The organism is Desulfitobacterium sp. THU1 (assembly GCF_038181555.1).
Classification (GTDB): Bacteria; Bacillota; Desulfitobacteriia; order Desulfitobacteriales; family Desulfitobacteriaceae; genus Desulfitobacterium.
Genome location: NZ_JBBWUA010000003.1, coordinates 44,348 through 60,000, shown reverse-complemented (window position 1 = coordinate 60,000; position 15,653 = coordinate 44,348). Strand labels below are relative to the sequence as shown.

Sequence of the window (15,653 nt, the reverse complement as noted above, 5' to 3'; positions counted from 1 at the left end):
ATGCCCCCTATAATTATTAGTTGATTATAAAGATGCACATAAAAAAACGAGATAACTAGTGTCATCTCGGGAAAAGCATTTATATTTCTATATATGATCGTTTGCAACATGTTTCTTTTATAATCTTGATGAATTCCTTTTCAACCATAGTTAGGTGATGACGATTTAACCAGACTAGGAAGATCGAAAGATCCAACCTCGCGTCTTCTAAAGAAATCATCTTGATTTTGCTTGTTTTCATAAACTCATCCGCCATAAATTTGGGCACAAAAGTAATGATATCACCTTGATTCAGGATTTTCTCCATCATTTCCAAGTTATCAACTCGATAGGAAACGTTAATATTTCCGTATCTTTGCAAAAGGCTAGATATCCCACAATCTGTAATGTATTCTGTATTGTATAAGAGGATAGGCATGCTCAGCGCCTTTGCTAAAGTCATGGTGGAGGACTCCACAGCTATATTGCGGTTGATCCCGGCAATCATGACGAGCTCATCAGAAAACAATTCCTTATAGTTAATATCCTTTGATTTCCGGAAGGCCTCAGTATCCAGCATAATGCCGAAATCGGCTTTGCCGGTTTCTACATCTCGTAAGATATTATTGGACTCTCCAACCTTTAGTAAGGCATTAACCTTAGGATGATTATTCTTGAAGCTTGTCAATATCTCAGGCATGATGGCAAAATTGACACTGAAATCCACGGCTATAGAAATATTTCCATTAAGCTGGATCGAGCTTCCGTGGGCAATCTCATTGATCTCATCAATACAGTTTAGAATTTCTTTGGCTTTAAGAGTGATAAGCTCCCCAATTTCGGTAAGGTGGGTACCAGAGTTTGTCCTTTTTAATAGCACTACATTAAGCTCATCTTCAAGTTTTTTTATCGCAGAACTAAGAGCCGGTTGCGAAATATGAGTACGCTCGGCTGCAAGTGAAATCGACATGGATTCATTGATCGCTACTAAATAGACTAGTTGTTCAAGACGCATATCCACCAACCATCCTTGATCTTTATTCCTGAAGCAGTTATTAAAGAAATAAGTCCTCAAATATATTATACTTTTTTGTGAATTGAATAACAACTGACAGTTTATCCTAATCCTTGATACTTTTTAGCTATACGGGGCATAATCAGTAAGTATTTTACAGAAAATTAGATATTGATTATAATGCGCTTGTAAGTACAAGAGCAAAACCTAAAACGAAATCAAATTATCAGGAGCAAGGAGGGAAGGTTAGTATTTCCTGATCTAGTAAGAAGAGTATACGTGGTAATATTTGTGAATATGGGTATTAACCATGTCTTAAAAAACTTTCTACTTAATCATGCAAATTATCAAGCTAGATTTAAGAAGCAAAAATTGAATGCTTAGGGGGAAATTTTAGTGGCCAATGGTAAAGAAAAACCTATTTACGCTAAAGTAAACAAACCTGTCTTTTGGATTTCTATCATAGCCTGTATCGTTTTCTATGTTCCAATGATGATTTTCCAAGAAGCGGCTCAAGTTCCTGTTCAAAAGGCAATGCACTTCATAACGTACAGTACCGACTGGTTTTTTGAATTAATTATTTTAGCATGTCTTGTGTTTGTAATATGGTTAGCAGCCGGACGCTATGGTAATGTAAAGCTCGGTGGTCCTGATGATAAACCTGAATTTTCAACGTTTACATGGGTCGCCATGATGTTCTGTGGCGGGTCAGGCGCCGGTCTTGTCTACTGGGCATTGATCGAGCCCATCTGGTATCTTAAGGCTCCTCCGTTTGGACTTGAAGCCTTTTCACCAGCAGCTGCACAATTTTCCTTGGCTTATGGAATTTTTCACTGGGGTTTTAGCGCATGGGCGACCTTCGCAGTTCCAGCCGTTGCCTTCGCCTACTTGTATTATGTTAGAAAAAAACCTTATCTCTATCCTAGTTACGCCTGCCGTGGTGTAATTGGAAAAGCTGCGGATGGATGGGTTGGGAAACTCATTGACGCGATTGTCATTGTTGGGATGGTCGGTGGAATGGCCACCTCACTCGGCTTTGTTATTCCAATGTTATCGAAGATTTCTGCCGATTATTTCGGAATTGCAGATAACATCCAGTTTAAGTTGATTGTATGTGTACTTTTCTCCTGTATTTATACTTGGAGCTGCTACAACGGCTTAAAAGGCGGTATCGCCAAACTTTCTGATATGAACATGTATTTAACTTTTATTATTTTAGGTTTTGTCGTAATTGTTGGACCAACAACCTTCATGTTCTCTTTATTTGCTGATAATATGGGTGCGCTCTTTGATAATTTCCTGCGCATGAGCTTATATACCGATCCCATTAGCAAATCAGGTTTCCCACAAGACTGGACAGTCTTCTACTGGGCATGGTGGCTGGCTTGGGCAGTATACGTTGGCCTTTTTGCAGCTCGGATTTCCAAAGGCCGTACGATTCGTTCCCTGATTGTTAACATGGTCTGTACCGCTACCGGAGGATGTATGTTATTCTATCTCGTTTTCGGTAGTTACCAAGTTGATGCAATCATGAACCATGGAGCACAAATTGCTGACATACTGGCCAATGAAGGCGGGCCAGCCGTAATTTCTTGGTTCCTCAACTCATTGCCTTTTGCTAAAGTTGTTATCCCTTTCTTTATCTTCGTAATGGCAATCTCCCAAGCGACAGGAGTAGACGCAGCTTCCTTTACCATGGCGAATATGGCTTGCTCTGAAGTAAAAGACGGCGTTGAACCTCCAAAATGGATTCGTCTTACCTGGGCAGGAGTACTCTTTGTAGCTACTGTGGCTCTACTCCTTGTTGGTGGGATGCAGGTCGTTCAGTTATCTTCAGTCTTAACGGCTGTTCCCGTGTTATTCCTGATGGTTATTCTTGCTGTTTCTACAGTGAAGTGGTTACGTGAGGATTTTGGGTATGATAAAGCTCTCACAACTACCAAGTTTGATAACGAGAACTTAGAGTCGATCCCTGTCAAAGTGGACGGGACTTCAAACACAACCAACATGTAATGATGTACCTTCTCCCTTGCTAGTGAACAATAATGCGTTCACTAGCAAGGAGATAGAAGGGAAGCTTTGTTAGAGAAAAAAATTCCCCCCTTTTTAAAGTGGAGGATTTTTATAACTTAATTGTAATGCAGAAGAGGAGATGAGTATTTTGAAAAGAACAGCACTAACCAACAAGTTAGTTGTATTAGGTGTTGATGGAATGGATCCAAGAATTAGCAAAAAGTTCTTGGCTGAGGGGAAAATGCCTAATCTACAAAAATTTATTGAACGTGGGTCAGCTAGAGAAGATTTGCATCTACTCGGAGCAATCCCGACTATTACCCCACCCTGCTGGACAACCTTGGCTACCGGTGCGTATCCTGGAACCCATGGCATCACTTGCTATTGGAGACAATCACCAGAAAGTCTCGATGCGGTAGTTTACAATATGGATTCTCGTAATTGTACCGCAGAACAAATTTGGAATATTACTTCTGAGGCCGGTCTCAAGACTCTTGTATGGCACTGGCCCGGGAGCTCTTGGCCTCCGACCTCACATAGTGAGAATCTTAGCGTAGTCGATGGTACACAGCCAGGTTCCGTCAACATGGGTGTTGCGCAACTTGACTGGGAAAAAGTTATCGTGGCATCACCTGAGATTCAAGAAGTACGCTATGCACCACGCGTGGATAAACCCGCAGGTGTAGGTTGTATCATTACCGATTTGGAAGATTCTTTAGACGCTGATGTTGATGACGAAATGATGGAACTTTGGTGGGGCGATACAGCTCGCCAAGGGGGAGAAATTCGCACCTATGTTATGGATGATGAAGATACAGAAGTTGTCATCGGCAGTAAGGTCGCCTATGATATTGTGAACTCTCCTCTTGTAGAAGCAAAAGGTTGGGCTAATGCTCCAGAGGGCGCTAAAGAATTTACGGTTTTAACTTCTGGTGGTGTTATGAGACGTCCTGCCTTAATTCTTAAAAATGAAGCGGGCGAATATGATCGGGTGGCTATTTATAAGAACAAGAAGGCAGAAGCGCCACTTGCTATTTTAGAACGAAATAAGATGGTAACTGGAATCATTGATGATGTGACTAAGAAAGAAGTGACAAAACCTGCTTGCCGTTCGATGAAGATCCTCGAACTTGATCCAGCGGGTAACAAAGTCAGACTTTGGATTAGTAACGCTCTTGATATCGAGAATGACCAATTGTGGCATCAGAAATCACTCTATAAAGATATCGTAGAAAATGTTGGAAACGTTCCACCGGTCAGCTTAATTGGCGGGGAAGATGCAGAATTAGTTGGTGAAATCTTTGAGCCATCTTGGGACCTTTACAACCAATGGCAAGCTGATTGTCTGAATTACTGCATCAAGGAACAAGGGTACGAAGTCGTTTTCTCACATCTTCACAATATCGATTGCGCAGGCCATCAGCTATGGCATCTTGGCAAGACTTTGCAACCCTGGGACTATACAGATGAAAAAACCTATCAAGGGTTCATTGAGCAGTTCTATATCCAAACCGACAAATATCTTGGCGAATTCCTGCACTTACTCGATGAAGATTTTACCGTCTTAATCTTAAGTGACCATGGCCTTATTGTAGGGGAAAACGTACCTCCAATCATCGGGGAATATGGTGGTCTCAATACAAAGGTCATGGAAGCACTAGGCTATACAGTTATGAAAAAAGATGAAAATGGCAATTCCATCAGAGAAGTTGATTGGGAAAAGACACGCGCCGTTCAAATCCGTAGTAATTACATCTACATTAACCTTAAGGGACGCGACAAAACAGGTATCGTCGATCCGAAAGATAAATACGATTTAGAAGAACAAATCATTTCGGATTTGTATAACTACAGAGATGATCGGACAGGTAAACGTGTGATCGGTATCTGCCTCCGCAACAAAGACGCCGTGTTAATCGGTGCTAATGGACCTGAATGTGGCGACATTTTCTTCTCAGTTGAAGAAGGCTACAACAGATTGCACGGAGATAGCATTTCCACCTCAGAAGGATACTTCGAAACCTCTGTTTCCCCGATATTTGTAGCAGCCGGTGCCGGAGTTAAGTCTGGGTTCACAACCGATCGGACGATTCGTCAAGTTGACGTTGCACCCTCTGTGTCAGTACTACTCGGCTTAAGGTATCCTGCACAATGTGAAGGGGCACCCATTTATCAGATCTTTTCGGAAGAAGTTTAACAAATAAATAGGTTAACTAATAATGAAGTATTTGGCAAAGCGCTCGAAAGAGCGTGACGCAAAGCTATAGGGTCTAAATTCATTTATGAACATGACAGCCTGGTTGCTATAAGTAGCTTAAAAAGTAGCCGAATTCCGGCTACTTTTTCTGTTTTTTTAGAAAACGCAATTTTAATTATCTCATCTCCATTTATGAAACAAAGTGACTTATGAGCGGCCAGACAAAATCTTCGTTTATGGTTGGAGCCGTAAAATTGCTGGAAGTTTGACCTAATTCTAAGACGGAAGGGGATTGCTGGATGAAATTTAAGAGTATTCAAACTCAATTTTTGGTGATTTCGGTCGTAATCATTTTAATTGCCTTAGCAACTGTCGGCGGCATCTCAAGTTATAAGATCACTCAGCAAGCGAGAACGGATTATTTTAACAACTCTAGTGAGCAAATGAAAGTGGCAGAGAATTCGATTGGAATTTTTTACGATCAGATTGATAAGAACATCAACATGATGGCTACCAATCCGTTGGTTATGGAAGCTGCAAACAGCGGTATTACATCCTATGTTAATACCACTGAAGAGATCCCGATGACCCCCTCTAAGAATGGAGGAGTCGAGCAAGAAATATACGAGATGTTTGATCACTATGCCTCAAGCCATCCGGGCACAATGTATGTATATTTTGGCACTGAAAATGGTGCATACCTCCAATGGCCGGAAACCAACGTACCAAGCATGAATTTCTTTCCACCTGAGAAGGGCTGGTATACCTCGGGCAAAAGCGGAAATGGCTCCATTGTGAGGACGGCGCCATACATTGACGGTATCTCTAAAACGATGATAACGAGTAATGTAAGATCCTTTGTGGATAAGAATGGAAAATTGGTGGGTACGATCGGAATCGATGTGGAGCAGTCCGTGATCAGTGATATGTTGAACTCCATGAAAACCGGCGAGACTGGTTTTTCGATGATTGTCCACAAGACAGGAATCGTGTTAGCAGATGGGAATAACCCAGAGAATAATTTTAAAAAACTAGAAGAAATCAATATGACAGGCATAGAGAAACTAATATCGGAGGATTTAGTTCCCTTTGAAGTAACCATAGAGGGAGAGAAATACATAGTTAATCCTCATCAAGTTTCAGGAACCGACTGGATTTTAGCCTCCTTCATTTCTGATAATGAGTTAACCGAGGGCGCAAGGAGCATATCCCTTATGGTCCTAATTGTTTCAGCCATCATGCTATTATTAACAATTCTCTTGATCACAATATCGACAAAGAAAATAACGACTCCTATCATTAAATCTACGCAGTATTTGGAGGTTATCGCTGGCGGGGACTTCTCACAAGAGGTTGATCCTAGATTCCTAGCTAGAAAAGATGAAGTAGGATCAATTGCGAACGCTATCAATGACATGAAAAACTCAATAAAGAAATTGGTTAATAGTATTAAGCATGAATCTTTGGAGATCGAGGAAAAAGTAAATGATGTCATGAATAACGTAATAGTTTTAAGCACGAGTCTAGAAGAAATTTCAGCTACAACTGAAGAAGTAGCTGCTAGTATGGAAGAAACTTCTGCTGCATCTGAAGAAATGTCTGCTACGACTCAAGAAATCGAAAAAGCGGTTCAGTTAATCGCTGAAAAATCTCAACAAGGAGCATCTTCGGCAAGGGAGATTACCATTAGAGCGGAAGACACAAAGAGAAATGTGACGGCTGCCCGCAAGAAAGCAACGGATATATTCATGGACACTCAAGAGAAACTGGAACAGGCGATTATTGAATCTAAAGTGGTCAGTCAAATCAATTTATTGTCAGAAGCCATTATGCAGATTACCGAACAAACCAATTTGCTTGCCTTAAATGCGGCTATTGAAGCGGCAAGGGCCGGGGAGGCAGGGAGAGGATTCTCAGTTGTTTCGGATGAAATAAGAAAGCTAGCCGAACAATCAAGAGGAGCTGTAATGCAGATACAGGAGGTTACCACAAAGGTAACAGCCGCAGTGGATAATCTCTCGCAGAGTTCTAACAGTTTATTGACCTTTGTGTCTGTTGATGTAAATAATGATTATGACGTTATGTTAGAAGTGGCAGACAAATACAGTGAAGATGCGATTTTCGTTGATAAGCTCGTCAGCGACTTTGACGACACGTCTGAACAACTTCTGGTATCTATTCAAAACCTAACTTATGCAATCAATGGGGTAGCTCAAGCGGCCAATGAAGGAGCAAGTGGAACCTCAGATATCGCAAATCGAGCAACTGAGGTCAATCTCAAAGCTAACGAGGTTAAAGAGCAGACTCTGAAGACAAGAGATAGTGCGAATAGGTTAGAAGCGGAAATTACGAGATTCAAAGTGTGATTTAGTAACTAACTCCATAATTCTATGAATGAATGAACGCTTTTTTAGGTATACTGATCGTAAACTCAAATGGAGGGGATCAGTATGTCTGATAAAAGTAAGAAAACCAAAAAGAATGCTAAGCAATCGGAAAAGCAGAACAATTTAGGAGAATAATCCGTGGAGTAGCCAAAGAGCTTGACACCAATCATTTAATTATGGTTGGTGTCATTTTGAGTTACAGCGGATTATAATTTCTAGAAACTAGGTAGTAATGACTATAAGGTTTTACTTAAAGAAAGTAAATATTATCTTTATTAAGTAGTTTCATTGACACAAAAAGACTTCAGTGCTACCATTATTACAAATATTAAAATAATAGAAAATTCACTTTATTACAAATGTGAAGCAGAGAAAGGGGTGCTATGTATGAGAGGTTGGGTATTTACAGAAACGCACGTTCCATTAAAGATGGTTGAAAAACCAGATCCGGTAGTCGTGCCCGGAGAAGTCATCATCGATGTTAAAGCCACTGGATTATGTCACTCCGATGTGGCTGCCCTAGAAGATCCGGGCTGGATGAATCTGATTACTGCTGCTCCAGTATATATGGGTCATGAGTGTGCCGGCGTCATCACTGAGGTCGGCGAAGGGGTAACCGGATTTAAAGTAGGGGATCGAGTCGGCGTTTGTCCTATTGCGAAAAGCACCGGGGAAGCGATCGGCTATCAACGCGATGGGGGCTACGCTACCAAGTGCTTGGTTCCTGCTGAATGCTTGGTTCATATCCCGGATAATGTTAGCTTTGAGCAAGGGGCAGCGGCTACAGATGCAGGAATGACTTCCTATCATGCCATGTTCAGGATCGGCGGTGCCAAGAAAGGTATGAAGGTCGGCGTTATCGGGATCGGCGGATTAGGTCAATTTGCGGCACGTATGGCTGTTCTAAGAGGCTGTAAGGTTTATGCGGCTGAAATAAATCCACAAGCACGCGAACTCGGTAAGGAACTTGGTATTAAAGAAGTTTATGAAAATGCTGCGGATCTGGCTCAAGTTGGCTGTGAACTCATCGTTGACTATGCCGGATTTGGTAGTACCACAGCTCAGGCCCTTGAAGCTGTGGCTAAATTTGGACGGGTTGTCGTGGTCGGTATGGGTAAGCTTGAAGCGACAATTAGTACCTACACCTTGATCCTTAAACAAGCCCAAGTATTAGGTAGCAATGGTGGCGACACTGAAGATATCAAGGAGGTCTATGATTTCTTCGCCACCGGTAAGCTCAACCTACAGCTTAGTACAATCACATTTGATGAAATAAAAGATGGCCTTGATCGCCTCAAGCGTGGCGAAGTCAAAGGACGGTTAGTCGCTTTACTCGATTAGTTTTTCTTGCAAATTTCCCCTAAAAATAATACTATACCTTAGCGAAACCTCTTAGGCCTTGGGAATAGGTCAAGGAGGTTTTGCTATTAATTCAATTATTATTAAAGCAGGAGATAAACAAATGTTTTGGCATATAAATTGAGAAAATAAGTGTATATCCTCGATTATCTCGTTTGGGATTTGATGCAAACTGCTTTATAATGTAATTGTGGGGACATTCACATATAAAGATCTGTCAGAGATAAATTTATATTTCACAAAACAGATTGAAATATGTAAAAAGGAAGTGATAATTATGTTAAAAGGAAGATGGTGTTGCTTCAAAGGTTTAGCGCCAACCTTCCCGGTTTCTAAAGCAAATAATAATGAATCTCTTCAGTGGAATGATCCTGTTGAAAGGGCTAAAGCAGCAGATGGGCAATTTAAAGCGTATTTAGAATGTAATTGTAAAGTGAAAAAATAATGCTTTGGAACATTTGAATGATCGAAAACCCGCTTGATTCTAGCTTTTAAAGCTAGCAATTAAGCGGGTTTTACATAGATGCAAGTGATACTTACCTACCTTTACAGGTAATACCAAAATACTTTACACACATCCGACAGTTCCAATCCGAACCCATTCTTGATCGTGAGCAGGTGGGTTTTCCGTCTTGGATGGCAAAAAGTGGCCAGCCATCGGTGCGTCCTTTAAGGATAGCTACGAAATGCTTGTCGGTCTGGATCTGGCGAAGAAGAAAATCATAAGGAACTTCCTTAGTCCAATTGATCCAGCCGATAACTTCAAACTTGTTATCTTCACTAGAATCAACTTCATTAGAAATAGATCCAATGAACTCGGCCTCAATTGAGTCAGCTCCAATGGGTTTATCTATATAAGTGGGTACTATTTGAAATATATGTCCGTTATTAAGCACATTATTACTAAGCTCATCATTACCTAACTCATCATTTTCTATCTTATCACTATCTAGCTTCTCGTGCCCCTTTGAAAGGGAAGCACTTGCTTGTTCCTCTGTTAGGTCGTCACGATTTCCGCGATAATGTATTTCGCGGATTTTATCGACGTATTTACTTTCGATCACCGGTCTCTTCAGCATGGAGATCCTTCTTCCGTTGCTTAATTTGTGGGGGTGCCATCCCAAGGAGCGTCTATCTGTTCTTGAGGCAAATCAAAAAGATCTCTCAACTCCTGCTCAGTCAGCTTTGATAGCATGGTCTCACCAGGCTGAATAACGGCATCAATAAGTTTTTTCTTTTTGGCTTGCATGGCATTGACCTTTTCTTCAATAGTCCCTTGGGTAAGAAGCTTAATAACTTGGACAGAACTGTTTTGGCCGATGCGATGAGCTCGGTCTGTAGCTTGATCCTCAACAGCCGGATTCCACCAAGGGTCAAAGTGGATCACTGTATCAGCGCCAATTAGGTTTAGACCTGTCCCGCCGGCTTTTAAAGAAATCAGAAAAACTTGGCCTTGGCCATTATTGAAGGAAGCTGCCATTTGGGTTCGGGCAAAGGCTTCTGTAGAACCATTGAGATAGAAAAATTCAATGTTTTCAGAGCTTAAATAGTCACGAATAATATCTAGCATGGAAGTGAACTGCGAGAAGACTAGTACTCGGTGGCCACTGCCTAAGGTATCGGCTAGAATCTCCTGGAAGAGCAGCATTTTTCCGCTTTCTCCGCTATAGTTTTCGATAAACATCGCCGGATGGGAACAGATCTGGCGCAGTCGAGTTAAAGCGGCCAGAATTTTAATCTGGCTCTTGGCAAATCCAGAGGTGGCCAAATCTTGAGCGATTTGACGTTTGGTTTGCTGCAGATAGGCAAGATAGATTTTCTGTTGCTCGTCAGTTAAGGATGCTTTGATCTCTGTCTCTATTTTGGGTGGAAGTTCTTTTAAAACTTCCTTTTTAAGTCGGCGCAAAATAAAGGGTTTGATGTGACGACTTAATTCTTGAAGAGCTTGAGGGTCTTCCCCTTTAAGAATGGGTAGGGTGTATTTGCGCTGAAATTCTTGGCTGGAGAGCAGGTAGCCGGGCATGATAAAGTTAAACAAGGACCAGAGCTCCGCAAGTGAATTTTCAATGGGTGTTCCGGTTAAGGCAAAGTAGCTTTTAGCTTTAATTCTTTGCACAGACTTGGCATTAAGGGTCTGAGGATTCTTGATGTTTTGAGCTTCATCCAAGAAACAATAAGAAAAAGTAAATTCGGAGAAATGCTCGATGTCTCGCCTTAATAACGCATAGGAGGTAATCACCAAATCAGCTTGATCTATGGTTTTGAACTGTTCCTGACGTTCCTGCGGTGTACCATCGATTACCAATATTTTTAAGTCGGGAGTGAATTTTTCTGCTTCCGCCTGCCAGTTGTAGGTCAGAGAGGTTGGCGCGATGACAAGGGCTGGGGAGATAGTATCAACATCTACAGCAGTAGCAGAGGATTTATCCTTCTCTGCTAAGATAAAAGCGAGGACCTGCAAGGTCTTGCCTAAGCCCATATCATCCGCTAGGATACCGCCAAGACCATAAGAAGCCAAGGTCTTAAGCCAGCGGAACCCCGTCTTTTGATAATCTCGTAGCACATTCATAAGTGAAGTGGGGGGATCATATTCTCCGTCCTGTGGTTCGAGGATGCTTTGGACGAGCTGCTTAAAAGCTCGATTGCGATGAATCCCGGGTAAGTTGGCTTGACGAAGAAAACTATCGATATACATAGCTCTGAATTTGGGTAACTGGAGAGTCTCACCCGTGAGATCATCTTCCTTGAGGTTTAGATAATCGAGTAGCTGGGCCATAGATTCCAGCTCAGGCTGCTTTAGATCGAGAAAAGATCCGTCCCGCAGGCGGTAATATTTTCTCTTCAAATGTAAGGACTGAAAGATTTGCGCCAATTCACCCTGATCAATATCGCTATACTGAAAGGATATTTCCAGTAGGTCTAAGGATTCATCTAAACGTACCCGACCAGAGAAGCTGGTCGAGGTCCTGATTTTGAGCTTAAAGTCTTCGGAATAGAAGGCCTCGACCAATTCTTGTAATTGGGGCAGCCACTCCATGATAAAGTCGAAAATCTTCTCATCATCTTCCAAACTGATGGTGCCTTGGGAAACGGTAAACTCCGCATGCTCGAAGATTCCTAAGATTTTCCTCTCCCGTTCAATGTCGCGGATGAGAATTTGTGAATGAGCCCCTTCCGCCAGTTTGAGATTTTTTTGCGAAGCGAAGGGATTGACCATATGGTCTCCGTAATGGAATTCCAGACGAGCACGGATACCGTTTTCGCCGATCCTATCGAAGAAAATCTGTGGACGAAGCTCTTCCCGGACAAATTGCTCAGCGAGCTCAGGTTCGATAGAGACAGATCCCAGCTTTTCCATGAGCGGTATGGCTTCCGAAGCAAAATGATCTTTCTGATTCGCGGGAAAGGTGAGGGTCAGATGAGATTTACCGGACAGGGTTTTAATGAAGTTTGGAAGGAACGCCTTTTGTTCGGGAGATACCTGGTAAAGCATCTTTTCATAAATATAATAGCGTCCATCATCGGTAAGCTGCAGAGGCAGTTTGCTTTTTAAGGCCAGAGCAAGATCGCGCTCTTTTGACTGGACCGCAAAATCCAAGGGGATGTCTCGGCGGGCGATTTGGACAGAGTAGGGATGACAATTAATGTTTTCATGGGAAGAAGTAAGTGTCAAGGTAAAACCCTTATCACCCAAGGCATCAAGAAATACCCCCAAGTAATATTTGCTTAAGATGAAAGGTTTTTGGCAGAAAGGGGAAGTGTAGGAAGAAGGGTAAATACTGCGAAGATTATTGACAGCTTCATATTGCTTGAGCATCTCATGAAGCATATCAATTATTTGCTGATCCTCCTCACTGAAGAAATGTTGATGAGGATCATAGGTGAATTTCATTCCGAATTCCAGTGCACGTCGGTCGTGGATTGCCGATAAGAACTCTGCTAAATTCTTAACCACATAAAGACGTTTTAGCCCTACCTTAAGTTGTAGGTAACCATAAATTTGCCGATTGCATACGACTTCTAGCTCGAGCTCGAGATTTAACTGCTCTTGAGTGTTTTTTTGCTCAGGTTTCGCAAATAAGGCCACAAAATCAGCTACTGTCTGACGCAAACCAGTATCGCCCGGCGCATCTATCTGTCTCTGAGCCGCTTTAAGGGTGGCAACAACGTGTTTACAGGCTCCTGAGTATTCATTAAATGCAGGACAAGTGCAATTATAAGAATAGACGGAACCGTTGTTGCGCACCTTGATATAAACATCATAAAGCCAATTGCCAATGACGACGGCTGAAATTATTTGTTTCTCAGGATTGAGAGATAAATGACTCACCTTTTGGTCAGATGCATAGGCTATACCCTGATCAAAAACCCTTTTACTAGAAGCAAGGGTGCGGATTTCTTGTTCCGTGATATGAATAAATGACATGAATAGATTCCTCCAAAAAACGAACAAAGTGCTACTAGCATAGCATACTCCAGCATTCTTCATCGAGTCAAATAAAGATATAGAATAGGCTGCGGAGAACTTCAATCTAGATTAATCAAAAGGACCTCCTAAACCTATTCAATTGGATAGGTTTAGGAGGTCACGGCTAGATTTGTTTAGCTTACTTTAGCCTAGCTTAGCTTAGCAGCATTGGTGCCCGCTTTACGGCCCCAGTGTATACAACCCATAATCGCAGTTCCAGAACCAGGATAGAAGGGCCCAATCCATCCTGCGGAGTTCATGCCAACTGCAAATAAACGGGGAATGGTTTTTCCATTGACATGGATGACTTCGGTTTGTGCATTGATTTTTAGTCCTCCGATAGAGCCCAAGTTGTTTGTTGTGTTTTTATAAGCGTAGAAGGGTCCTTGAATCGGTTCAAGTCCAGTTTTTCGGTCAAACTGGTTATCCTTTTTATTTTTCATATCTGCATTCCAAGTGGCTAAAGTGGCAGCCAGATTAGTCGGATCAACTTCTATTTTCTTAGCAAGCTCTTCAATGGTATCAGCCGTGACCAGAAAACCGCCTTCAATTTCTTTCTTTACGCTTTCGTCATTCCAGGGAGCCCCTGGTGCGGTTAAACTGCTCTTGCCAAAGATTGTGTAGGTTGGACTATCAAACATTTTTTCCTGTTGAAAGATGGCGCGGAAATTGAAGGCATAGGTGGTATCTTCGCAGACGAAGCGTCTACCTTTTTTATTAACATAAAACGCCGGGAGCATGGGAGCGATATTGGATAATCCAGCCCTTGTCCTTAGACTGATATCTATGGTTCCGCCTGTAAATACGGCGGCGCCGACTTCCATACCCATGCGTATACCATCACCGGTATTGGTCTTTGCTACGAGAGTTTGCTGGGTTGTTAATGCCCAATATTGCTGGGGATTTAGTTGTTTGGCCAGTTCGACATTTTGGTCAATGCCGCCACTCGCTAAGATTACACCTTTTTTAGCCTTAACGTTTATTTCTGAGCCGCCTTGCTTGGCAAGGACACCTATTACTTCGCCCGACTCGTTTGTTAAAAGCTTAGTTACTTCTGTTTGATATTCTATTACAGCACCCTTTGCCACCGCCGCATTTAATAAGATCTCTGCTAAGGCTTTACCGCCACCTTCGACATTATGCAGACGATCTGCATATAGCGACTCATCAATATAGGGAATATGAGAGTGTCCAACAATACTCTTGAATTTTACCCCAAGATTTGTTAACCATTTAATATCATCAGGAGCTCCATAGGCTAAATCTTTCACTAAACTTTCGTCAGTTGTTCCTTCGCCAGCTTTTAACCAGAGCTTGAAGTGTTTCTCAGGGGTATCGTCTTTGAAGGGTGTATTTGCTTTTTGGTAATCAGTTGAGGAAGCTTGAATTACGCCACCACACACGGCAGTGGTACCACCGGATTTTTCAGCTTTTTCTAATATAAGTACCTTTGCCCCGGCAGTTATTGCTTCTATAGCAGCGACTAATCCACTACCACCCGCACCAACGATAACCACATCGCTTTCTTTTTTCCACTCCATCTCGTCTTTGGGGGGTGCCGGAGGCGGTGCTGGGGGTGTTGCTGTCTTGCTATTGCAGGCAGTCAGTACTCCAAGAGATGCTACCCCTAATGCTCCAGCGGCAGCATGTTTAATAAAGTTTCTCCTGCTGGTTCCTTTTTCCACCAAGTTCATTTTTTCTCGGTCTTCCTTCATTGATATCCACCTTTCCTTTGATCCTTAAACTTTGAAATAGTTTTATGTGTACATGTTTATTCTTATTAAAATTTAATGAAATATATTACAAGCAGTTGATAGGTTACATCCCGGCGAAGGCTGAGCCGACTAATCGCTCTGGTATTTTTTGTTCATAATGTAGAGGTGATAGACCAAAAGAATGGATCTTGATAAAATAATGAGGATATTCAGGAGGAAACGGGGAAAATACCCTAGTAAATCATAGAGGTATTATGATAAACTATATAAAACATTTATTTCTTGATCTTAATTGCTTAATTATATATCGAATAGATTGCCGAGGAACGATCTAGTAGGTTACTCGTTTTATGAGAGAGGGAAGGGTTGGTGCAACTTCCTAAGGATGCGTGACTGAACCCAATCGTGAGGCTTTGATGAGGAATCAAACGGATCCCACCGTTATCGGGCTTGAGTGGCGTATTGCAATAAAGGTGGTACCGCGGAAGGCTTCTTTCGTCCTTGGAAAAGGAATGAAAGG

General features: G+C 42.0%; 9 protein-coding genes, 1 riboswitch and 1 other annotated feature. Of the genes, 5 read left to right on the top strand and 4 right to left on the bottom strand.

The window, feature by feature from the left end; genetic code table 11:
- Nucleotides 1–79 precede the first annotated feature (79 nt).
- The gene (locus AAC978_RS04045; RefSeq protein WP_341546728.1) at nt 80–994 is read right to left on the bottom strand and encodes a LysR family transcriptional regulator; all 915 of its coding nucleotides are present in this window, start codon (nt 992–994) and stop codon (nt 80–82) included.
- 396 nt (nt 995–1,390) lie between these two features.
- On the opposite strand from AAC978_RS04045, the gene AAC978_RS04040 reads away from it, so the two are divergent.
- The 5 genes from AAC978_RS04040 to AAC978_RS04020 all read left to right on the top strand — a co-directional run bounded on the left by AAC978_RS04040 (nt 1,391) and on the right by AAC978_RS04020 (nt 9,395).
- Nucleotides 1,391–3,007: a BCCT family transporter gene (locus AAC978_RS04040; protein ID WP_341546727.1), complete on the top strand. Its 1,617-nt coding sequence runs from the start codon at nt 1,391–1,393 to the stop codon at nt 3,005–3,007.
- Nucleotides 3,008–3,155: 148 nt separating this feature from the next.
- Nucleotides 3,156–5,204, top strand: a complete 2,049-nt coding sequence (locus AAC978_RS04035) for an alkaline phosphatase family protein (protein WP_341546726.1) — start codon at nt 3,156–3,158, stop codon at nt 5,202–5,204.
- A gap of 23 nt (nt 5,205–5,227) precedes the next feature.
- Nucleotides 5,228–5,315: riboswitch (cyclic di-GMP riboswitch) on the top strand.
- Between the two features lie 188 nt (nt 5,316–5,503).
- Entirely contained in the window at nt 5,504–7,570 is a 2,067-nt protein-coding gene (locus tag AAC978_RS04030; protein ID WP_341546725.1) for a methyl-accepting chemotaxis protein, read from the top strand.
- 408 nt (nt 7,571–7,978) lie between these two features.
- Nucleotides 7,979–8,932 carry a zinc-binding dehydrogenase gene (locus AAC978_RS04025; protein WP_341546724.1) on the top strand — a complete coding sequence of 318 codons (954 nt, stop codon included), beginning with the start codon at nt 7,979–7,981 and terminating at the stop codon, nt 8,930–8,932.
- A gap of 295 nt (nt 8,933–9,227) precedes the next feature.
- Entirely contained in the window at nt 9,228–9,395 is a 168-nt protein-coding gene (locus AAC978_RS04020; protein ID WP_341546723.1) for a hypothetical protein, read from the top strand.
- A 91-nt stretch (nt 9,396–9,486) separates the two neighbouring features.
- Here AAC978_RS04020 and AAC978_RS04015 read toward each other — a convergent pair whose 3' ends face one another.
- From AAC978_RS04015 to AAC978_RS04005, 3 genes are all read right to left on the bottom strand, one after another.
- Entirely contained in the window at nt 9,487–10,029 is a 543-nt protein-coding gene (locus AAC978_RS04015; RefSeq protein WP_341546722.1) for a hypothetical protein, read from the bottom strand.
- A 20-nt stretch (nt 10,030–10,049) separates the two neighbouring features.
- Nucleotides 10,050–13,376, bottom strand: a complete 3,327-nt coding sequence (locus AAC978_RS04010; protein WP_341546721.1) for a DEAD/DEAH box helicase — start codon at nt 13,374–13,376, stop codon at nt 10,050–10,052.
- Nucleotides 13,377–13,567: 191 nt separating this feature from the next.
- Nucleotides 13,568–15,133: an FAD-dependent oxidoreductase gene (locus AAC978_RS04005; RefSeq protein WP_341546720.1), complete on the bottom strand. Its 1,566-nt coding sequence runs from the start codon at nt 15,131–15,133 to the stop codon at nt 13,568–13,570.
- Nucleotides 15,134–15,446: 313 nt separating this feature from the next.
- Nucleotides 15,447–15,639, top strand: a binding site (T-box leader).
- The last annotated feature ends 14 nt before the right edge of the window (nt 15,640–15,653 follow it).

Bases quoted from the DNA above. Each gene is read 5' to 3' on its own strand.
- AAC978_RS04030 (WP_341546725.1), top strand. From the start codon at position 5,504: ATGAAATTTAAGAGTATTCAAACTCAATTTTTGGTGATTTCGGTCGTA.
- AAC978_RS04025 (WP_341546724.1), top strand. From the start codon at position 7,979: ATGAGAGGTTGGGTATTTACAGAAACGCACGTTCCATTAAAGATGGTT.
- AAC978_RS04005 (WP_341546720.1), bottom strand. From the start codon at position 15,133: ATGAAGGAAGACCGAGAAAAAATGAACTTGGTGGAAAAAGGAACCAGC.
- AAC978_RS04045 (WP_341546728.1), bottom strand. From the start codon at position 994: ATGCGTCTTGAACAACTAGTCTATTTAGTAGCGATCAATGAATCCATG.
- AAC978_RS04020 (WP_341546723.1), top strand. From the start codon at position 9,228: ATGTTAAAAGGAAGATGGTGTTGCTTCAAAGGTTTAGCGCCAACCTTC.
- AAC978_RS04010 (WP_341546721.1), bottom strand. From the start codon at position 13,376: ATGTCATTTATTCATATCACGGAACAAGAAATCCGCACCCTTGCTTCT.
- AAC978_RS04015 (WP_341546722.1), bottom strand. From the start codon at position 10,029: ATGCTGAAGAGACCGGTGATCGAAAGTAAATACGTCGATAAAATCCGC.